Origin of the sequence: Winogradskyella bathintestinalis, from assembly GCF_030407435.1 — a bacterium.
Lineage (GTDB): Bacteria > Bacteroidota > Bacteroidia > Flavobacteriales > Flavobacteriaceae > Winogradskyella > Winogradskyella bathintestinalis.
In genome coordinates this window covers 1040477-1062290 of record NZ_JASDDK010000001.1, presented here as the reverse complement: position 1 = coordinate 1062290, position 21814 = coordinate 1040477, and the positions used below count along the sequence as shown (strand labels likewise).

Genomic DNA, 21814 nt, shown 5'->3' with positions numbered 1-21814 from the left:
TAAAACCGCTAAAATTCGAATTTTACGTAAAGTTACGTATAGTATGGCTACATATTTATTACGAAATTTACATCAGCTATTAATCAATGCCTTAAAATCAATTCTTTAAAGCTCTGAATTGACATAAAATTCAGGGCTTTTTATTAAAACGTCAATACTATGGAAGCAATGAAAAAAGAATCCACTAAAAAAGACAAAGTATTTATAATACTATTAATCGTAAGTTCTGTAATTGTAATATCTGCAAATATTGCTGTTAACTTTTTAAACTAATTTCAATGAATTATTTATATATTAGAACCTAGAACTCATGAACTTCTTCTAATAAAAACCATAATTCTAATGTGAATTACTTTGCTATATAACCTATAACCTATCCTAATATAGCTCTGTTGCTTACCTAAGCAACACCCAAATCTACCTTCAACATATTATTTTAAACATTTATAATCTCAACGATTATGCATAAATTAAATATTTAAGGCGCCTGTCTACGATATGCTAGATAAAAAAAAGCGCAATTTCAACGAAATTGCGCTTTTTATTTAACCTTTATAAAGACTTACATTTCTAAAGCCTTTTTAACATTATTATCCATTAATAATTCTTCCGGACTTTCTAAAGCTTCTTTTATAGCTACTAAGAATCCAACAGATTCTTTACCATCAATAATTCTGTGATCGTAAGACAAAGCAACATACATCATTGGATGAATCTCCACCTTTCCATCTACAGCTATTGGTCGCTCAATTATATTGTGCATTCCTAAAATTCCACTTTGAGGAGGGTTAATGATTGGTGTTGATAACATACTACCAAAAACTCCACCATTAGTAATGGTAAATGTACCACCTGTCATTTCATCGACCGTAATTTCTCCGTCTCTAGCCCTAAGTGCTAAGCGCTTTACTTCAGATTCTATACCTCTAAACGATAAGTTCTCAGCGTTTCGAATCACTGGAACCATCAATCCTTTTGGGCCAGATACCGCAATACTAATGTCTACGAAATCATAGGTTAGCATTTCTTTACCATCTATCATAGAATTAACAGCAGGATACATTTTTAAAGCTCTCACCACTGCAAGAGAAAAGAAACTCATAAACCCAAGACTTACACCATGCTTAGCTTTAAAATCTTCTTTATATTGCTTACGTAATTCAAAGATAGGAGTCATATTAACCTCATTAAAAGTGGTTAACATGGCTGTTGTATTTTTAGCTTCCACCAAACGCTCTGCCACTTTACGACGAAGCATAGACATTTTGCTGCGCGAACTTCCTCGATTACCACCCGTTGGCGTACCCATAGAAGGAACGGCTTTTACAGCATCATCCTTTGTGACTCTACCGTCTTTACCTGTGCCTTTAATTGTCGCTGCATCCATATCTTTTTCAGCAAGTATCTTTTTCGCCGCAGGACTGGCTGTCCCTGAAGCATAAGTTTTTTCTGCCGGATTTGGAGCTTTCTCCCCTGTATCAGGAGTTTGATCTTGTTCCTTTTTCAAGTTTTGGGCAACGTTTTCATCATTACCACCTTCGTCTCCTCCCTCATAGGTTGAAGGAGCATCTTCTTCACCATCGGGTTTCGATGCACTTGTGTCAATTAAGCAGACGACTGCGCCTACCTCAACAGCATCACCTTCTTCTGCCTTTAATGTAATTGTCCCACTGGCTTCTGCTGGCAGTTCTAATGTAGCCTTGTCGCTATCAACTTCTGCAATGGCTTGGTCTTTTTCTACATAGTCACCATCTTGCACTAACCATTCTGCAATTTCTACTTCAGTAATTGATTCGCCTGGTGAAGGCACTTTCATTTCTAGAATCATGCTATATTATTTTATTTAAGCTCTAACTTGACTTGTTTAATACTTTATCTTTGGTTGTTCTTGGTTTTATCAAAAACATAATCTATAACTTGTTGATGTCGAATTTTAGAACGTACAGAACTACCCGCTGCCGGTGCACCATAAGGTCTTCTGCTTGCCACTCTAAATTGTTTGGCTTCATCTAAATTTAACAGCAAATAACTATAAGCACCCATATTTCTTGGTTCTTCTTGAGCCCAAACAATATCGTCTGCATTGTTATATTTCTTTAGTATGTTTCGTATATCGTCAGCAGGCAAAGGGAATAATTGTTCTATCCTAACTAATGCAACATCATCTCTACCAAGTTTTTCTTGCTCTTCCAATAAATCATAATAAAACTTACCTGTTAGAAAAACTAAAGTTTTCACTTTATTTACCTCAGCATTGGCATCATCAATCAGCATTTGGAAACCACCGTTAGCGAATTCATCTACGGTTGATACTACTTTAGGATGACGTAACAGGCTCTTAGGTGTAAATACAATTAACGGTTTTCTATAATCGGCTTTCATTTGTCGTCGTAACAAATGGAACATATTTGCTGGTGTTGTACAATCGGCAACAAACATATTATCTTTTGCACAAAGTTGTAAATAGCGCTCCATACGTGCCGACGAATGTTCTGCACCTTGACCTTCATATCCATGAGGCAATAACATTACCAATCCGTTCTGCAATTTCCATTTATCTTCGGCTGCAGATATATATTGGTCTAACATAATTTGAGCTCCATTACTAAAATCTCCAAATTGTGCTTCCCATATAGTCAATGTAATTGGACTTGCCATGGCATAGCCATAATCGAAGCCGACCACACCATATTCAGATAATAAAGAATTATATATAAAAAATCGTCCTTGCTTATCACTTATGGAATTATGAAGTATAATTTCTTCCTCACTATCTTCAACCTTTACAACTGCATGACGATGTGAAAAGGTTCCTCGTTCTACATCTTGCCCAGAAATTCTAACATCATTTCCTTCTAATAAAATACTTCCATAAGCCAAATGTTCGGCCATTGCCCAATCTAATCGATCCTCATTATACATGGTTTCTCTCGATTCTATTAAGCGCTGAATTTTTCTTATGAATTTCTTGTCTTTTGGTAAACTAGAAATAGCCTCTGTGATTTTTTTGAGTCCTTCTTTCGGGTAGGTTGTATCTACAGGAAGCATCATTTTATCTTCTTCTGCCGTTTTAAAATCTACCCATTCATTTTGCATGAATGGCGTGATTTCTGTCTTCTCAATTTTACGAGAATCTTCTAGTTTTTCTTCAAGCTTATCTTTGTATTCCTTTTCAATTTTAGATACAAAATCTTTATCAATTACCCCTTCAGATAACAATCGTTCTGCATAAATGTCTCTTGGATTACTATGTTTTGCAATAGCTTTATATAATAAGGGTTGTGTAAATTTTGGCTCATCCCCTTCGTTATGACCATATTTTCTATAGCCTAACATATCAATAAAAACATCGCGTTTAAATTTCATTCTAAAATGTAAAGCAAACAACGTAGCATGTACCACAGCTTCAACATCATCTGCATTAACATGCAAAACTGGTGAGAGCGTCACTTTACCAACATCTGTACAGTAAGTACTAGAACGAGCATCTAAGTAATTAGTTGTAAAACCTATTTGGTTATTTACCACAATATGAATGGTTCCACCGGTTTTATAACCATCTAATTTTGCCATCTGAATTAGCTCATAAACTAATCCTTGGCCTGCAATTGCCGCATCGCCATGAACAATTATTGGCAGTACTTGCGATGGATTATCCGGGTATTTATCATCTTGCTTAGCCCTAGTGATACCCTCTACTACAGCACCAACCGTCTCTAAATGTGATGGGTTTGGCGCAATATTTATATTTATTTTTTTACCGTTATCTGTTACCCGATCGCTCGTCCAACCTAAATGGTATTTTACATCACCATCAAAAATTTCTTGCTCATAATCCTTACCGTCAAACTCACTAAAAATATCTTTCGCGGATTTCCCAAAAATGTTGGTCAATGTGCTAAGTCGGCCACGGTGTGCCATGCCCATAACAAATTCTTTCACATCGTATTCAGACGCATTTTCTATTAATGCATCTAACGCAGGAATTAATGCTTCACCTCCCTCGAGAGAAAAACGTTTTTGCCCAACGTATTTGGTATGCAAAAAGTTTTCAAATGAAACCGCTTCATTTAATTTTCTCAGTATTTTTTTCTTTTCGTCTTTAGAAAAATTAGGGTGATTATCATTGACATTCAATTTATTTTGAATCCATTGAATTTCCGCAGGTTTTCTAATATACATATACTCTACTCCAATAGACTCACAGTAAACTTTTTCTAAATGATCTATTATCTTTTGTAGCGTAGCGGAAGATCCTAATCCAAGAACTTCGCCTGCCGAAAAAACCGTTTGCAAATCACTTTTAGAAAGTCCAAAGTTTTCAATTTCTAAGGTTGGCGCATATTTACGTCTTGCTCTTACAGGATTTGTCTTTGTAAATAAATGACCTCGACTTCTATAACCATCTATAAGTTTTAAAACCTGAAATTCTTTCTGGAGCTGCTCTGGTATTTGTGTAGAAACTCCATCTACAATTTCGCCATCTAAGCCGTAATTTTCTGATCCAAAATCGTATCCCTGAAAAAAAGCACGCCAACTAGGCTCTACAGAATCTGGGTTTTTAAGGTATTGGTCGTATAAATCAGCAAAGTATGCTGTATGTGCCGCGTTGAGAAAAGAATATTTATCCATTAGTTTTTATGAGACGGTTTCGTTTCAACAAAATTTATTCAAAAATACAACTTTTGCTAAATATAGCTGCGGTTTTATTATATTTATAACAATTAGAAAAACAACTGTTCTTATTATGACGCCTATTTACCCATTTGAGATTAAAAAATATATCCTATCACACATTTTTATATGCTGTTTTACAGCTTTGTCATTTTCTCAAATTTCAACAAATAATAAGACGTTTTGGGAACATGTACAATTTGGTGGTGGTGTAGGTTTAAATTTTGGTGATGGTTTTTTTAGCGGCTCTTTAGCACCAAATGCCGTGTATAGATTCAATCCTTACGTTGCAACTGGGGTTGGTCTTAATTTCTCGTATAGTTCTCAAAAAGATATTTTTAAATCGACCGTGTTAGGCGGAAGTATTATTGGATTACTCAATCCGTATCGAGAACTTCAAATTTCTGCAGAGTTTGAGCAATTAAATGTAAATCGAGATTTTGATGAAAGATACGTAAGTAACATTGATGACAATTATTGGTATCCAGCCTTATTCTTTGGTGCCGGTTATACCAGTAGAAATGTAACCATTGGTATTAGATACGATATATTATACGATAATGATAAGAGTATTTATTCTGAGGCGTGGATGCCGTTTGTGAGGTTTTATTTTTAAGAATATTTTGCCTTATACCATACTTTTTGCCATATACGTTGTAGAATAAAAAAGGTAACATTTTCAGACATAGCTAACGCATCTTCTCCATCTACCTCTTTAATTTTAGCCTCAGACACGTCTACTATATAAAGCAAATTTAGATAGGTTGAAAATTTAGTATTTATAAGATGAAGAATATTTTCCTGAAGTATTAATTTTAAGCTTGTTGGTAACGTTTCTACATCAAATTCTAAATCGATATTAGCATACAACAAATCCTTGTTGAGTTGAGTGATTAACTTTTTATAAAGTTCTAAGCCTTCGGCTTCCGTAATTAAATCTTCAAAATTTGTAGGCAACTGCATAGCAAATCAAACACGTCTATTCATTAATTGCTGGCCAAATATTCTTAAGGATTGCTTTTTGTCTTCGGTAATATTTAAGTTATCCAACACTTTAAATGCTTTATTGGTGTAAGTTTTTACGGCATCTTGTGTCGCTTCAGCGGCTCCAGAGTTTGTAAATAGATGTTTAACTTTTTCAACCTTTTCTTCGTTATTTACATCTGAATTAGACATAAGTGTCTTCAGATTTAAAGTATCATCAGCCCCCAATTCTATAGTTTTCAAATACAAATAGGTCTTTTTGTTCTCAATAATATCACCACCAACCTGTTTTCCAAAAGTTTCTGGATTTCCAAAAGCATCTAAATAATCGTCTTGTAACTGAAATGCGATGCCTAAAAGGCGGCCAAACTCGTAAATTGAGTTTTGATCTTCATGTGAAGATTTGGCGACAATTGCTCCCATTTTCATAGCAGCACCAACCAAAACAGCTGTTTTATACTCTATCATTTTCAGGTATTCTGCAATGGTAACATCATCTCTTGTTTCAAAATCGATATCATATTGCTGGCCTTCGCATACCTCTAACGCCGTTTTACTAAATAATTTGGCTAAGGCCTGAAAGATTTCAGGCTCATAATTTTCAAAAAGTTGATAAGCCATAATTAACATGGCATCACCTGAGAGAATTCCTGTATTTAAATTCCACTTTTCATGAACCGTGGTTTTTCCTCTACGCAATGGTGCCGCATCCATTATATCATCGTGTACCAAAGAAAAATTATGAAAAACCTCGATGGATAATGCCGCATCCATGGCATCTTCAGCCTCTCCGCCAAAAGCCTCTGCCGTCATTAACGTTAAAATCGGCCGCAGCCGCTTTCCACCCAGTTGCAGAATATAATTAATAGGACTGTATAAGTTTTTGGGCTCTTTATTAAGCGTAAAAGATTTTAAATAGTTTAAAAAAACCTCTTGATATTGTTCTATATGTTGCATGAGACAAAAATAATTTAATTGTTTTAATAAAAACCTGAATGCTGAAAAGGAAGGTGTTAAAAAAACATTAAAACTTCGGAAACTTTTTTGGTTTCTAAAGTTTCCCGTTGTAGATTTGCCACTTCAAATGTAAAGATATTCCGATTTTTCGGAGCACTAGAGATGAGAGAAAAGATTATTAATAAATCTTCAGATTTGTTCTTAACCTATGGGTTTAAGAGTGTAACTATGGACGATATCGCCAATAAAATGGGGATTTCGAAGAAAACTATTTATCAGCATTTTCAAAATAAAACGAAACTTGTTGAAGCCACGACATTACATATTTTTGAACATATATCCCACGGAATAGACGGTATTTGCGAATTGGGCAAGAACCCGATTGAGGAAATTTATGAAATTAAAAAATTTGTAATGCAAAACCTCAAAGACGAAAAATCTTCACCGCAGTATCAGTTACAAAAATATTATCCTAAAATATTTGCAAGCTTAAAGCGTAAACAATTTAACAAAATGCTTGGTTGTGTTACCCAAAATTTAGAGCGAGGTGTTGCCCAAGGTATATACAGAGATTCCATACATATCGATTTTATATCTCGTCTTTATTTTAATGGAATGGTTTCTCTAAAGGATCAGGATATATTTCCAATAGATGATTTTTCCATACATATTTTAATGGATAATTATATTGAATACCATTTAAGAGGTATCTGCACACCTAAAGGACTTAATAAATTAACAGAATTATTAAAAATCAACTAATACTAATAATGAGAAAATCACTCATACTCATCGCAAGTTTATTTCTATTTTCACTTGGACATGCTCAAGAAATTCCATTCCGATTTTCACTTCAAGATGCTATTAACTATGCTTTAGAAAATAATAGAAAGGCGATAAATGCTTTTCGAGATATTGAAGCCGCCGAGCGTCAAAAATGGGAAACTACCGCATCTGGTCTACCGCAGATTAGTGCTGGTATCGATTATCAAAACGCCATAAAGCAACAAGTAACACCAGTTGATTTTGATATGGACGGTGTTGACGAAGATTTCGTACTCGGTGACCCTCAGAATATTATGGCTACAGCCACCTTGAATCAAAAAATATTTGATGGTTCTTATTTGGTAGGCTTACAATCGGCTAAAGTATTTTTAGAAATATCAAAAAATGCTAAAGTTAAAACAGATTTAGAAGTTAGAAAATCTGTAATTAATGCCTACGGGAATGTTTTATTAGCAGAAGAAAGTATTGAAATCTTAAACCGTAATATTGAAGTTTTAGAAAAAAATCTCTTTGAAACTCAAAAAATATATGAAAACGGATTAGAGGAAGAGGAAAGCGTAGAGCAATTACAAATCACGTTATCTGGCGTAGAGAGTAATCTTAATAATACCGAGCGTCTTAAAACCTTAGCTTATCAGATGCTAAATATAACTTTAGGTTTAGATGTATATTATCCGCTAATCTTAACTGATACTTTAGAGACATTAACAAAAGAAAACATATCACTTTCTCTCTTACAAGCTGAAAGTAATCCAGAAAACACTATCGACTACCTCATCGCTAAAAATGATATGGTTTCTAAAGAGTTATTAGTTAAACTTGAAAAAAGTAACGCTTTACCAACGCTAAATGCATTTATCAATGGTGGTTACGCGGGCTATAGTGAAAAGTTCACTTTTGCAAGTAGTTCACAGCGATGGATTGGTACTTCAATATTTGGAGTTAGTTTAGATATTCCAATTTTTAGTTCTGGTATGCGGAGTGCTTCAACACAACGTGCCAAAATCAATTTAGAAAAAGCTGAAACCGATTTAACAGAAACTGAACAGCGGATTAAGCTTGAAATTGCTTCAGCAAAAAGCGATTACCAGTTTGCAATCGAAGATTATCAAAACAAAAAAGAAAATTTAGCCTTGGCCGAACGTATCGAAAACAAAAATCAAACTAAATTTTTTGAAGGTATCGGCTCTAGTTTTGAATTAAGACAAGCGCAAACCCAACTATATACTGCCCAGCAAGAACTTTTACAAACGATGCTAGATGTTGTAAATACTAAAGCAGATTTAGAAACTGTATTAAATACACCAATCAATAATTAAACATATAAACCAATGAAACATATATCTAAATTAATACTCATCTTTATTGTTCTAGCCTCTTGTTCTGGAGATAAGAAAAACTCCGTTGAGGGAGTCTTAGAACGTGGCGATCTTAAATCTTTAAGAGAAAAAAGATCTGAACTTGTTAATAATCAGCAAGCAATTACGGATCAAATTAAACTTTTAGACGACAAAATAAAGTCGAAAGACACTACTAAAAATGTTCCTTTAATTACTACAGTTAAAGTTAAAACAGAGGTTTTTAATCACGTTTTAGAGCTTCAAGGTAATGTTACTACTAAAAATTTGCTCACCATAACACCAGAGTACAATGGGATATTAACCCAAGTTTATGTAACCGAAGGCCAAAAAGTAAGTAAAGGCCAATTATTGGCAAAAATAGATGATGGTGGATTGAGTCAGCAAGTTGCTCAATTGCAAATTGAAACCGATTTAGCGAAAACGACTTACGAAAGGCAAAAACGTTTATGGGATCAAAATATTGGTAGTGAAATTCAATTTTTACAGGCAAAATCGACTTACGAAGCTCAAAAAGAAGCTGTAAATCAGCTCAACCAACAAATTGCTAAAACTACCGTTAAAGCCCCTTTTTCTGGAACAATCGACGATGTAATAACCGAACAAGGTAGCGTTGTTGCTGCAGGACAGACCCAATTATTGCGAATCGTAAACTTAAGCGACATGTATGTTGAAGTTGAAGTACCAGAACGATATGTGTCAGATGTTACAAAAGGTAAAAATGTTGAAGTTAATCTTCCTGTTCTAGGGAAAACGATAGATACGAAAGTAAGACAAGCAAGTGATTTTATAAATCCAGCCAACCGAACATTTAAAGCAGAAATAGAAATACCTAATAAAGATAATTCTATTAAACCAAACCTTACTGCGCGACTTAAAATTAATGATTACACCAATGAAAACGCAATGTTGATTCCACAAAGTGTGATTTCAGAAAATGCTGAAGGCGACCAGTATGTTTACGTAGTTAATGATAAAGGTTCGGATGGCATCGGAAAAGCCAAGCGTGTTATTATTGAAACAGGAAAGACGCAAGGCGATGTTATTGAAGTACTAACGGGCTTAGAGGCAGGTGCCGAAATCATTAAAGAAGGAGCTAGAAGTGTACGTGACGGACAACCAGTAGAAGTGATTACATATGATGACGAAAACAACAACATTTAAAGTCGAATCACTTAAGAGTAACTACTAAAATCTAACGTCTAAAAAATATAGACTAATGACTAAAAAGAAAAATAAAAATACTGATAAAGAATTTGGTTTATCATCGTGGGCAATTAATAATAAAACCACGATGTATGTGCTAATCGCTGTCTTTTTCTACCTAGGAGTTTCAGCATTTTTCAGCATGCCAAGAGAGAACTTTCCAGAAGTAAACGAAACCAAAGTTTATATCAGTACCGTTTATCCTGGTAATACCGCAGAGGATATTGAAAAATTGATAACCGATCAGCTCGAGGACCAATTAAAAACCGTCAGTAATGTGGTTGAGATCACGTCAACATCTCAAGAAGATTACTCCATGGTTATTGTAGAATTTGATGAGAATATTACGGTAGAACAAGCCAAGCAAAAGGTAAAAGACGAAGTAGATAGTGAAACCGCGGGTGAAGATTGGCCAACCTTTAATGGTGCTAAGGTAGAACCTGATGTTTTTGAGTTAAGTCTTTCGGAAGAAATGCCAATACTTAACATTAATATTTCGGGTGATTATCCTGTTCAAAAGCTTAAAGAGTTTGCTGAATTTTTACAAGATGAAATTGAGGATCTTTCTGAAATTAAAAAAGCCGATATAAGAGGTGCGCAAGAACGAGAGGTGGAAGTTGCTGTAGATATTTATAAAATGATGGCTGCAAAGGTTACCTTCAGCGATATTATCAATTCCATAAATGGTGGAAATATGACGATGTCCGCCGGAAATTTAAAAGCTAGTGGTCAGCGCCGAACTATTCGGATTTTAGGAGAAATTGATGAACCTTCAGAACTTGAGAATTTTGTTGTAAAATCTGAAAATGGTAATGCTATTTATTTAAAAGATGTAGCTACCGTTTCATTTCAAGAAGAAGACCAAACCACCTACGCTAGAAAATCTGGAGAGACCGTAGTAATGCTCGATGTTAAGAAACGTGCTGGTAAAAACATGGTAGCTGCTGCAGAGCAAATTCAAGTTATAGTTCAAGATGCTATTGATAACGAGTTTCCGCAAGATTTAGAAGTTTCTATAACCAACGACCAGTCTTCTGTAACTATTGGCCAAGTAGATGATCTGGTAAATAACATCATTTTTGGTGTCATTTTAGTGGTTACTGTTCTAATGTTTTTCCTTGGATTTAAAAATGCTTTATTTGTTGGGTTTGCTATACCAATGTCCATGTTTATGTCATTGATGATTTTAGAAATCATAGGTTATAGTTTAAATACCATGGTACTTTTTGGACTTATTATGGGTCTAGGAATGTTAGTCGATAATGGTATTGTGGTGGTAGAAAACGTTTATCGATTGATGGAAAAAGAAGGCATGTCTAGGATTGAAGCGGCTAAAAAAGGTATTGGGGAAATTGCATTTCCTATAATCATTTCTACAGCTACAACCGTTGCCGCCTTTGTACCATTAGCATTATGGCCTGGAATTATGGGTCAGTTTATGAAAATTCTACCAATAACGCTAGCTACAGTTTTAGGTTCTTCCTTATTTGTTGCCATTTTCTTTAACTCGGTTTTAGTATCGCAATTCATGAAAATTGAAGATAAAGAAATGCCGTTAAAGCAGATTATTAGAACAACGAGTATCGTTGGTGCTATAGGTGTTCTTATTATAATTTTTGGAGGAGCATATAGAGGACTTGGAGGTGTTATGGTTTTTACAGCTATAATGCTATGGGCTTACCGCTATTTTATTAGAAAATGGGCTAATAGCTTCCAAAATAATTCACTTGTTAAATTAGAAAATTGGTATGAGCGTATGCTGAGTGGAGCATTATCAAAGAAACGCCCCTATCTATTAACTGGTGGAACATTCTTATTACTTATTATTGCTTTTATTGCTTTTGGAATTTCGGTTGGTATGCAACGTACCAAAATAGAATTCTTTCCAGATAACAAGCCTAACCAAATTATTGTTTATATCGAATATCCTGAAGGGACAGCTATAGAAAAAACCAATGCAATCACCAAAGAAATCGAAGATCGTGTTTATAGCGTTATCAATCAGGATCAATACATACATGACGGTAAAAATGTATTAGTAGAAAGTGCTGTTTCTCAAGTTGGAGAAGGCGCTGGAAATCCTCAAACTGATAGTGGATCGGCAGCCGAAATGCCTCATAAAGCTAAAATTACAGCATCAATGCGCGAATATAAATTTCGTGAAGGAGAGGATAGTGAAGCTCTACGTCAAAAAGTGCAAGAGGCTTTAGTTGGCATATATCCTGGTGTATTAATTTCTGTAGAAAAAGATGCTAATGGACCTCCTGCGGGTGCTCCTGTAAATATTGAACTTGCAGGTCGTGATTATAACGAGCTAATTGCCACAGCTGAGCGTATGCGAGAGTTTATAAACTCTAGAAACATCCCTGGAATTGATGAGCTTAAAATCGATGTTAATAAAGACAAGCCTACAATGCAGGTGCAAGTTGATAGAGAGAAAGCTGGCGAATTGGGCATTAGTGCATCTCAAGTAGGCCAACAACTACGTAATTCAATATTTGGATCGAAAGCAGGTATTTACAAAGAAGATGGCGATGATTATGATATTTACGTGCGATTTAATGAAGAAAATAGATACAACACGAGTGCGCTTTTTAATCAGAATATAACATTCAGGGATAATACAGGAACTTTAAAAGAAATTCCATTATCTACTGTTGCCAAACAAAAAAACAATTCAGGTTTTAGTGCTATTAAACATAGAGACACTAAGCGAGTTGTTACAGTTTACTCAGCTTTAGCACCGGGTTACACAGATGCAGGAGCTATAGTTTCGCAAATTCAGAGTGAAATGAAATCATTTGAGAATTTGTCGTCTGATATTAATATTGATTATACAGGTCAGATAGAAGAACAAAACAAACAAATGACCTTCTTAATGGGAGCATTTGGTTCTGGACTATTACTTATTTTCTTTATACTTATTTTTCAGTTTAATTCAATTTCAAAACCAACGATTATAATGTTGGCCATTTTATTGAGTTTAATTGGCGTATTTGGTGGTTTAGTAATTACAGGTAGCGCTTTTGTTATTATGATGACGATGGTTGGGATAATTTCACTGGCTGGAATTGTTGTAAACAATGGTGTGGTTCTTTTAGATTATGCACAATTGTTAGTTGATAGAAAGAAAAACGATTTAGGTCTGGAAGATGATGAGTACTTGGAGAATGATGATCTTCTTGATAGTGTCATTAAAGCTGGAAAGGCGAGATTGAGACCTGTTTTATTAACTGCAATTACAACGATTTTGGGACTGATTCCATTGGCGATAGGACTAAACATCAACTTTTTTACACTATTTTCAGAATTTAATCCTAACATTTATATGGGTGGAGATAATGTAGTGTTTTGGGGACCTTTGGCTTGGACTGTAATTTACGGATTACTGATCGCCACCTTCCTAACATTAATCGTTGTTCCTATTTTATTCTATTTAAGTATAAAATTAAAAATGTGGATGCGAACAAAATTCAGTTCAGACCCCTTGAGAGCTAGTGTAAATCAAGACATAGATTAATTAATATTTAAGTTTTAGATATTAAATTATAAAAAAAGCCTCAACACATTGTTGAGGCTTTCTCTTATAATAAAGACAATGTATTATTCATTTTCATTCGCAGGAATCGGCACGGCCTCTGGCACCGTATCTCCAGCTCTATCATTAGGCAATTCACTCAATCTATTAAACCTTCTCATATCTACCCAACGATGACCTTCTCCAAATAAGGAATACCTTCTTTGAAATAAAATTTCATCTTCCAATGCTTCTGGAGTTAACGCCCCACTATAATCATCTAAATTAGCAGCATTTCTAATGGTATTGATTGCCATTTCTGCTTCTGCAGGATTTATAGACATGTTAGCTTCAGCATAAAGAAGTATTAATTCTTCATTTCTCATAATAGGTATCCTATCAACATTAGACTCATATATAAAAACATCATATTCACCTACTAATCCAGATGCTTCTGCAGGGTTATCCCTTAGCACCACTTTATTAAGTCTAGAATCCATAGGAAGCGCATCATCTACAAAACTAGAGTGCGCCACCCTGACATTAGATACCTGATTTAAAGCTAAATATAATGGGTTTGGAATATCGGCACCAGATAGTGAAAATACATGATAAACTCCTTTATCTAAACTTTCGTTCATATTCATAAAAGAATCATTTAATAAGCTTATTACATTAGGGTAATTTCCTCTATAAGCCTCAACTCTTGCATTCAGACCTTTGTTAAATTCTAAAAAACTCATCAAAGTAGCAGGATATCCAGTGGATAACTCAAAAGGGTAGCTAGACCCACCATTACTGAGATCAGTAGCAGCCTCTCTCAATAATTCATCGATTGCTGTTAATGCTTCTTGGTAAGTAACAAATGGCCCTAAATTGTCTGGATCCGATACATCTAATCTAATTCCATTAGTATATTGATTGTTAGCTACCATTAACAATTCATGTGCCTTAAGTGTATTTAACACACCTCTTGTCGCTAAAATCTCTTCATTAGAAAAATCTGAAGTTGTATTCTCTAATCCTGTAAGTGTTAAATTTATATCCTTGATTGCTGCATATCTTGAACCCCACGGAGCTGTAGTATAAAAGGTATTATTATCTAAATTTCCAATGACTACATCGCCTTCAAATCTTGGATCTGAACTTGTAAAATAATAATACTCTCTACCGAAAATACTTTGAACATCAATTTGGGTATTTAGTCTTTCCCTCATGTCTGACAATATCCCAGAAATCGCTTGGGGTAATTCTCCTCTAGACAAATCATCTGAAATAGAATTTGTACTTGCTCCATTTAAACTTTCACCACCACTAAGTTCACAAGACGTAAAGACCGCGATACTTATGGCTAAAATTATAATATAAAATTTTTTTAACATTTTCATTTTTCTAGGTTTTTAATATTAAAATTGAGCTGATATATGGAACATATACCTTTTAGAAGATGGAAACGGTGTCACTTCTACGCCAGTAGATAGACCATTTCCTCCGAAGTTTGACACTTCAGGATCGTAGCTATTATAATCAAAAATATTAATTAGATTATTGCCTGAGAATCCAACTTTTATACTAGAGACTACACCATTAAATACGTTATCTATAGTTTTACTTGGAATATTATAATACAATCCAATCTCTCGTAATCTTAAATAAGATGCATCTTCTACGAAAGGTCTTGCATTACCTGCATTTATACCATTTTCAATTCTATACGTTCCATTTCGTATTAGACCCTCTGGGTCAACATCAAATCCATCATAATCTGCACTTGTACCACCGAAATCTGATAGCAATTTTGATAAATTAATATTATCACCACCTTTTTTCCAGTGCCATAAGAATGATAACGTAAAGTCTTTATAAATTAATTTGTTATCAAAAGACATTTGAAAATCTGGCTCTGCGTCACCCAAAACAGATACTGGTGTTCCTGGTCCTGTGGTACCTACAATTTGCGTTACACTTTTCCCTTCTTCAATTTGAAACTGACCTAAACTGTTACCGAAACCACCTAAATTAAAAGTAGGCACATTCAATTCTGTCATTTCAGAGGTATTTTTATACCAACTAATTCCTGTATTCCATATAAAATTTTCTTTCTCAAAAACTGTGGTATTAAGTCCTAATTCTATACCTCTGTTTTCTAAAGTTCCTGCGTTTACCCATTCGGTACTAAAACCAGTTGATGGCTCTATATTAGCTTGCAATAATAAATCATCAACCGTCTTTTTATAATATGTAAACTCAAATGATATTCTATTATTAAACAAACCTGCATCAAATCCAAGTTCTAACTCCCCTTGTCTTTCAGGTGTAATAGCAGAATTACCTCTTGTAAGTGGCACCGTTATACCTACATTTCCATCTATGGAAGAACTACCATAAACGGTATATAATGAACCAAATGCAGCAAAAGTACCAGCTTCACCGTAAGCTATTCGTGGTTTAAATCTATTTAATATGCTATCCTCGCCCCAAAAATCAAAATTTTGTAAATTAACAGCTAATGATGCTTTAGGATAAAAGAATAATTCATTAATATCCCCATTATTAGTAGACTTATCTCCTCTAATACCTAAGGTACCAATTAGTTTGTCGTGATAATTTATGGACTCTTGGACATAAAAACCAAAATCCTCTTGCTCTAATCTAAATTGATTGATAGTTTGATTTGCAGCTTGATCCACATTAGTTTCTGACGCAATCAAATCTGAAGCAATAACTCGAACTACGCTTTGCGAAAATTGTTCGTTGGTAACACCTGCCTGTGTAGTAAAATTTAAATTGTTATCTGTTCGATAATTATGCACTAAAAATGCAGAGTAGTTGGCATTGGTATTTGTTGTTGTTGAAACCGCAGACACACCATTTAATCCACCTTGATCTGGTCGCATAAATTGCAATTCTTTAGGGAAAATTACTGTTCCTGTTAGTGTATAATGATCTGCACCCGCTTTAGCTACAAATTTTAAATCAGAATTTTCACCTCTATAAATATTGACATCTAAAGTCCCCCCCGTTATAAACCTTTGTGTAGATTCATTATTAGTCATTAAATCTCTGGTCTGTAAAGGATTTGATGAATTATTAGGATGATCTGGATAATTCCCGTTATCATCCGGAAATAAAAAATCCCAAGGCCGCGTATTAGTTAAAGCGACTCCTAATGTGGTAGAGGTATTATCATTATTAAAAAACCCTCTATCTGCAGATGAATCAATATAATTTGTAGTAATTGCTAATTTGATATGATCTCCAAACTGATGATCGGCATTTAACCTTAAAGATGTTTTATCGTAGCCCGTTCTTTTAACTATTCCGTCTTCTTGATTTCTAGACAACCCGACATAAAATGTTGTTTTCTCAGACCCACCAGACATACTAACACTGGTATTACTTATAAATCCATCTTCCCCGTATAATTCTTTTTCATAATCACGTAAAGTTCCGTTATTAGCTGCTGCTGTATATAAATCCCCTTCACCAAATTCACTTTCAGCTAAAGCGGCTGTCCAATTTCGTTGACCTTGTAAATTTATAATTCTGTTAAAACCTATAGATTGAGAAAAGTTTAACTTCGTTTTACCTGCTCTACCTTTTTTAGTTGTAATAATAATTACACCTGCGGCACCACGAGACCCATATATTGCAGATGCAGAGGCTCCTTTTAATATTTCTATGTTTTCAATATCATCAGGGTTAATATCAGCGATTCTATTTGTTGCATTGTCTTGTGAGGAAGCGTTTCCACCAGTAGCAGCACCAGATATTGTATTTAACCCTCCCGAGGCAATACTACTATTATCAATATAAACCCCATCAATAATATATAATGGCTGGGAATTACCATTAATCGACGTTATACCTCTAAGTTTAACGGATAATCCACCACCTGGCGCACCAGAATTAGAAGTAACTAATGCCCCTGTAAATTTACCCGCTAACGCACCATCTAGAGTTTGGGCAGGCGTAGTCCCCGCCAGTTCTTCAGCAGATAAGCTAGCGACGCTGTTAGCCGCATTCGTACGTTTAACGGTGGATGCTAAACCAGAAATAACCACTTCATCTAAGCCAGTAGCTGATTCCTGTAAAGTAACAGATACCACTTCAACTTCTGTTAATACAACCTCAGCAGTCTCAAACCCTAAAGAAGAAATTACTAGGGTTACGGGAAAATTTTCTACATTAATATTAAAGTTTCCATCAAAATCCGTTACGGTTCCAGTAGACGTTCCTTTAATAATAACATTTGCACCAAGCAAAGGTTGGTTGGTCACTCCATCAATTACTTTTCCCGTTACTTGCTGACCAAAGGACAACAACGGGATAAAAATAATTGAAAACAAAATCACTTTAAGAGATAAAGTTTCGTTCATAATTTATAATATTTAAAAATTAGTCTGGATAAATATCGTAATAAATTAACAATATATTACGATATAGTTAATTTATTACTTAAATTATTAACAATATTGTAATTTTTATTGATGAATTTTACAAATATGCCACAACATAAAGAGCAATGAATTTGTATTAAATAATTAATAATAACTTATATTAAACCTTATAACTTATTAAATTTGCATGCGCTTATTAAATTGGCATCCGCATCCGCTGTAAATGATACGATGTGGCAAATTAAAATTTCATTATGTACAGAAGTCACAATTGTGGTGAATTAAGAACATCACAAAGCAATACAGAAGTTACACTTTCCGGATGGGTTCAAGGTGTTCGCGATAAAGGATTTATGATTTACGTAGATTTACGTGATCGTTACGGTATCACACAGTTATATTTTGATGAAGAACGTACAGAGAAAGCCTTAATGGAAAAGGCCTCAAAGCTTGGACGGGAATTCGTTATTCAAGTGAAAGGAACTGTGATTGATCGTGCTTCTAAAAACCCAAATATTCCAACTGGTGAAATTGAAGTACTAGTATCAGAATTAAATATTTTGAATAATTCATTAGTACCCCCTTTTACCATTGAGGACAAGACGGATGGCGGTGATGACTTACGAATGAAATATCGTTATCTAGATATTCGAAGAAATCCGGTAAAAGAGAGTTTAATCTTTAGAGCTAAAGTGACGCAAGCTGTTAGAAATTATTTATCTAATGAAGATTTTATAGAAGTTGAAACACCATACTTAATAAAGTCTACACCAGAAGGTGCAAGAGATTTTGTAGTGCCATCTCGAATGAATGAAGGTGAATTTTATGCACTTCCTCAATCGCCACAAACCTTCAAACAATTGCTTATGGTTGGCGGCATGGATAAATATTTTCAGATTGTAAAATGTTTTAGAGATGAAGATTTACGTGCTGACAGACAACCAGAATTCACACAAATAGATTGTGAAATGGCTTTTGTAGAGCAAGAAGATATTTTAAATACGTTTGAAGGCTTAACACGTCATTTATTGAAAGAAGTAAACGGTGTTGAAATTGAAAAATTTCCACGTCTGCTGTATGATGACGCCATGCGTTTATACGGAAACGACAAACCAGATATTAGATTTGGAATGGAGTTCGGAGAACTAAATGAAGTTACACAACATAAAGATTTTGGTGTCTTTAATAGTGCAGAATTAGTTGTTGGTATTGCAGTTCCAGGTGGAAATAGTTATACCAGAAAAGAAATTGACAAATTAATTGACTGGGTAAAGCGTCCACAGGTAGGAGCACTAGGCATGATCTATTCGCGATGCAATGAAGATGGTAGTTTTAAATCCTCAGTCGATAAATTTTTCGACCAAGATGATTTAGCGAAATGGGCAGAAGTCACAGGAGCCAAAACGGGCGATTTAGTTGTAGTATTATCTGGCGAAACCAATAAAGTTAGAGCACAATTAAGTGCGTTACGTATGGAATTAGCAGAGCGCTTAGGCCTAAGAGACCCAAAAGAATTCGCCCCACTTTGGGTTATTGATTTCCCATTATTAGAACTCGATGAAGAAACTGGGCATTACCATGCTATGCACCACCCGTTTACGTCCCCAAAACCTGGACAAATTGAATTATTAGACACGAGACCAGGTGATGTAAAAGCTAACGCTTACGACTTGGTATTGAATGGAAATGAAATTGGAGGTGGTTCAATTAGAATACATGATAAAGCCACACAAGCTACTATGCTAAAACATTTAGGTTTTTCGGAAGAAGACGCTAAAGCGCAGTTTGGTTTTTTAATGGATGCTTTTGAATATGGTGCGCCACCACATGGAGGTATAGCTTTTGGTTTAGACAGATTGGTTGCCATATTAGGTGGTCAAGAAACGATTAGAGATTTTATAGCTTTTCCAAAAAATAATTCTGGTCGCGATGTTATGATTGACGCACCTGCCCCTATTAACGATGAACAGTTACAGGAATTACATTTAAAATTAGATTTATAATATTATTCAAATTTCAATTGTTTTTAATTTAAAGAAATTAATCCTGCTATTCGCAGGATTTTTTAGTAGATTTATTTTATGCCAATTAAGTTAAAGATATACAAGCGATTATTGCTTTGGAGATATAAATATATCTCTGAAAAAAACTTTATATTTCTGCTCAGTATAATTATTGGTTTATTGGCTGGTATAGTTTCAGTGACAATTAAGAACGTCACTTTCGCCATAGAAGCATTTTTAGCAAAAGGCATATATTTCTCAAATAACCAATTGTATTTTATTCTTCCTGTTATCGGTTTACTCCTAGTTTACTTATTTGTAAAATATGTTTCTAAAAAACCGAGTAGTCATGCTATACCTTCCATACTGTATTCCTTATCTAAACGCGGAGGAATTATAGATAAAAAGAATATTTATTTGCCATTAATAACTGCGCCATTAACCGTTGGTTTTGGAGGTTCTGTGGGATTATTAGGTCCGGCTATTGCATCGGCATCTGCCATCAGTTCTAACTTAGGCCAGTTGCTTCATATCGACAGAAAGACGCGCAGTCTCCTAATAGCCTGTGCTGCTGCAGGAGCAATCGCCTCTATTTTTAAATCGCCTATTGCCGCCATTATCTTTGCTATTGAAGTTTTTAGTTTAGATCTTACTTTTGCGTCGTTGCTCCCGCTTTTAATAGCCTCTGTATCGTCTGTGATAACCTCCTATTTTTTCTTGGGAGATAGTGTGCTCTTTAACTTTACAGTTTCAGAAAAATTTATGATAAAGGACACTTTGTTTTATGTATTATTAGGTATAGGAACTGGAATCGCTTCTATATATTTTTCAAAAATATATTTTGCCATCACCGGCTTTTTCAATCGTTTTAAATCCGCACGACAAAAATTTATAATTGGTGGATTAGCCATTGGTGTGATGTTATTTTTTATTCCACCACTCTATGGTGAAGGTTTTAGTTTTATAAATGACTTAATGCTCGGTAATGACATTAAAGCTTTGGGAAACACTCCATTTGATGAGCATTTAGATAATATTTGGATTGTCATTGCGCTCCTTTTCGGAATTACGCTTTTTAAGGCCATAGCAATGACCACCACTTTTGCAGCAGGGGGAACTGGTGGAATTATAATTCCCACCCTTGTAATGGGAAGTGCTTTGGGAAATGTAGTTGCAAAAGTCATTAACAACTGCGGATTAAATTTCTCGGTGTCTGAAGCAAATTTTACTTTAATCGGTATGGCTGGTCTTATTGCAGGAGTGCTACATGCACCTTTAACTGCAATCTTCTTAATTGCTGAAATTACTGGAGGATATGAACTATTTGTACCCTTAATGATTACAGCATCCATGTCTTTTATAATTAATAAAAATGGATTAGATCACACAATTTATACTAAAGAATTATTAGAAAAAGGTGCGCTATTGACTCAAAATAAAGATCAAAGTGTCTTAACCTTGATGAAATTAGACGCGGTTATAGAACACGATTTTATTACTCTACATCCTGAAATGAGCTTAGGCGAAATGCTGAATGAAGGGGTTTCAAAATCGAGCCGGAATCTCTTTCCTGTAACAGATTCGAAAGGCATGCTTGTTGGCATCATTCTCTTAGACGATATTCGTTCGGTGATGTTCGATCAATCTCTATATAGATCGACAACGGTGCAAACTTTTATGCATCAAGCGCCCGATTATATTTTTTACGAGAAAGACAATATGCAAGATGTAATGAAAAAGTTTCAAGATTCCAAAGCATGGAATTTACCTGTAATTAAGGACAATAAATATTACGGTTTTGTTTCTAAATCTAAATTATTAACGGCATATCGTACTGAATTGATTAATTTTACCTCCTAAATTCAATTAAACGAAAGCGTTCAATGCTGCCAGAAAATTTTGCATTATAGCGAAAGCGACTTTATATCG

Annotated in this window: 13 protein-coding genes; 7 read left to right on the top strand and 6 right to left on the bottom strand. The window is 34.7% G+C overall.

Annotated features, from left to right (window positions below):
* Positions 1 to 562: 562 nt before the first annotated feature.
* Together odhB and QMA06_RS04390 are read right to left on the bottom strand one after the other, a co-directional pair.
* Positions 563 to 1828, bottom strand: a complete 1266-nt coding sequence (gene odhB, locus QMA06_RS04395) for a 2-oxoglutarate dehydrogenase complex dihydrolipoyllysine-residue succinyltransferase (RefSeq protein ID WP_290205636.1) — start codon at positions 1826 to 1828, stop codon at positions 563 to 565.
* A gap of 44 nt (positions 1829 to 1872) precedes the next feature.
* On the bottom strand, positions 1873 to 4632 hold the full coding sequence (locus QMA06_RS04390; protein ID WP_290205635.1) for a 2-oxoglutarate dehydrogenase E1 component: 2760 nt from the start codon (positions 4630 to 4632) through the stop codon (positions 1873 to 1875).
* Positions 4633 to 4747: 115 nt separating this feature from the next.
* On the opposite strand from QMA06_RS04390, the gene QMA06_RS04385 reads away from it, so the two are divergent.
* Positions 4748 to 5290 (top strand): alpha-ketoglutarate decarboxylase, encoded by a 543-nt coding sequence (locus QMA06_RS04385; RefSeq protein WP_290205634.1) that lies wholly within the window; start codon positions 4748 to 4750, stop codon positions 5288 to 5290.
* Here the strand turns inward: QMA06_RS04385 and QMA06_RS04380 are convergent.
* Positions 5287 to 5637, bottom strand: a complete 351-nt coding sequence (locus tag QMA06_RS04380) for a hypothetical protein (protein ID WP_290205633.1) — start codon at positions 5635 to 5637, stop codon at positions 5287 to 5289. The two genes, QMA06_RS04385 and QMA06_RS04380, sit on opposite strands and share 4 nt — an antisense overlap.
* A 6-nt stretch (positions 5638 to 5643) precedes the next feature.
* Complete coding sequence (locus QMA06_RS04375; RefSeq protein ID WP_290205632.1) at positions 5644 to 6615, bottom strand: polyprenyl synthetase family protein; 972 nt, start codon at positions 6613 to 6615, stop codon at positions 5644 to 5646.
* A 162-nt stretch (positions 6616 to 6777) separates the two neighbouring features.
* Here QMA06_RS04375 and QMA06_RS04370 point away from each other — a divergent pair, with 162 nt between their 5' ends.
* From QMA06_RS04370 to QMA06_RS04355, 4 genes are read left to right on the top strand one after another with little or no spacing between them, the layout of a single operon-like run.
* Positions 6778 to 7377, top strand: a complete 600-nt coding sequence (locus tag QMA06_RS04370; RefSeq protein WP_290205631.1) for a TetR/AcrR family transcriptional regulator — start codon at positions 6778 to 6780, stop codon at positions 7375 to 7377.
* Positions 7378 to 7385: 8 nt separating this feature from the next.
* Positions 7386 to 8720 (top strand): TolC family protein, encoded by a 1335-nt coding sequence (locus QMA06_RS04365; RefSeq protein WP_290205630.1) that lies wholly within the window; start codon positions 7386 to 7388, stop codon positions 8718 to 8720.
* A gap of 12 nt (positions 8721 to 8732) precedes the next feature.
* Complete coding sequence (locus tag QMA06_RS04360; RefSeq protein WP_290205629.1) at positions 8733 to 9923, top strand: efflux RND transporter periplasmic adaptor subunit; 1191 nt, start codon at positions 8733 to 8735, stop codon at positions 9921 to 9923.
* 55 nt (positions 9924 to 9978) lie between these two features.
* Positions 9979 to 13485, top strand: coding sequence for an efflux RND transporter permease subunit (locus tag QMA06_RS04355; RefSeq protein WP_290205628.1), 3507 nt, complete (start codon positions 9979 to 9981; stop codon positions 13483 to 13485).
* 83 nt (positions 13486 to 13568) lie between these two features.
* Here QMA06_RS04355 and QMA06_RS04350 read toward each other — a convergent pair whose 3' ends face one another.
* On the bottom strand, positions 13569 to 14870 hold the full coding sequence (locus tag QMA06_RS04350) for a RagB/SusD family nutrient uptake outer membrane protein (protein ID WP_290205627.1): 1302 nt from the start codon (positions 14868 to 14870) through the stop codon (positions 13569 to 13571).
* Positions 14871 to 14888: 18 nt separating this feature from the next.
* Positions 14889 to 17861 (bottom strand): SusC/RagA family TonB-linked outer membrane protein, encoded by a 2973-nt coding sequence (locus QMA06_RS04345; RefSeq protein WP_290205626.1) that lies wholly within the window; start codon positions 17859 to 17861, stop codon positions 14889 to 14891.
* A gap of 275 nt (positions 17862 to 18136) precedes the next feature.
* On the opposite strand from QMA06_RS04345, the gene aspS reads away from it, so the two are divergent.
* The gene (gene aspS / locus QMA06_RS04340; RefSeq protein WP_290205625.1) at positions 18137 to 19885 is read left to right on the top strand and encodes an aspartate--tRNA ligase; all 1749 of its coding nucleotides are present in this window, start codon (positions 18137 to 18139) and stop codon (positions 19883 to 19885) included.
* Positions 19886 to 19963: 78 nt separating this feature from the next.
* A complete protein-coding gene (locus QMA06_RS04335; protein WP_290205624.1) occupies positions 19964 to 21745 on the top strand; it encodes a chloride channel protein in 1782 nt (593 codons plus the stop codon).
* Positions 21746 to 21814 lie beyond the last annotated feature (69 nt).

Bases quoted from the DNA above. Each gene is read 5' to 3' on its own strand.
- QMA06_RS04385 (WP_290205634.1), top strand. From the start codon at position 4,748: ATGACGCCTATTTACCCATTTGAGATTAAAAAATATATCCTATCACAC.
- QMA06_RS04345 (WP_290205626.1), bottom strand. From the start codon at position 17,861: ATGAACGAAACTTTATCTCTTAAAGTGATTTTGTTTTCAATTATTTTT.
- QMA06_RS04375 (WP_290205632.1), bottom strand. From the start codon at position 6,615: ATGCAACATATAGAACAATATCAAGAGGTTTTTTTAAACTATTTAAAA.
- QMA06_RS04355 (WP_290205628.1), top strand. From the start codon at position 9,979: ATGACTAAAAAGAAAAATAAAAATACTGATAAAGAATTTGGTTTATCA.
- QMA06_RS04365 (WP_290205630.1), top strand. From the start codon at position 7,386: ATGAGAAAATCACTCATACTCATCGCAAGTTTATTTCTATTTTCACTT.
- QMA06_RS04350 (WP_290205627.1), bottom strand. From the start codon at position 14,870: ATGAAAATGTTAAAAAAATTTTATATTATAATTTTAGCCATAAGTATC.
- QMA06_RS04380 (WP_290205633.1), bottom strand. From the start codon at position 5,637: ATGCAGTTGCCTACAAATTTTGAAGATTTAATTACGGAAGCCGAAGGC.
- QMA06_RS04360 (WP_290205629.1), top strand. From the start codon at position 8,733: ATGAAACATATATCTAAATTAATACTCATCTTTATTGTTCTAGCCTCT.
- QMA06_RS04390 (WP_290205635.1), bottom strand. From the start codon at position 4,632: ATGGATAAATATTCTTTTCTCAACGCGGCACATACAGCATACTTTGCT.
- QMA06_RS04370 (WP_290205631.1), top strand. From the start codon at position 6,778: ATGAGAGAAAAGATTATTAATAAATCTTCAGATTTGTTCTTAACCTAT.
- odhB (WP_290205636.1), bottom strand. From the start codon at position 1,828: ATGATTCTAGAAATGAAAGTGCCTTCACCAGGCGAATCAATTACTGAA.
- aspS (WP_290205625.1), top strand. From the start codon at position 18,137: ATGTACAGAAGTCACAATTGTGGTGAATTAAGAACATCACAAAGCAAT.
- QMA06_RS04335 (WP_290205624.1), top strand. From the start codon at position 19,964: ATGCCAATTAAGTTAAAGATATACAAGCGATTATTGCTTTGGAGATAT.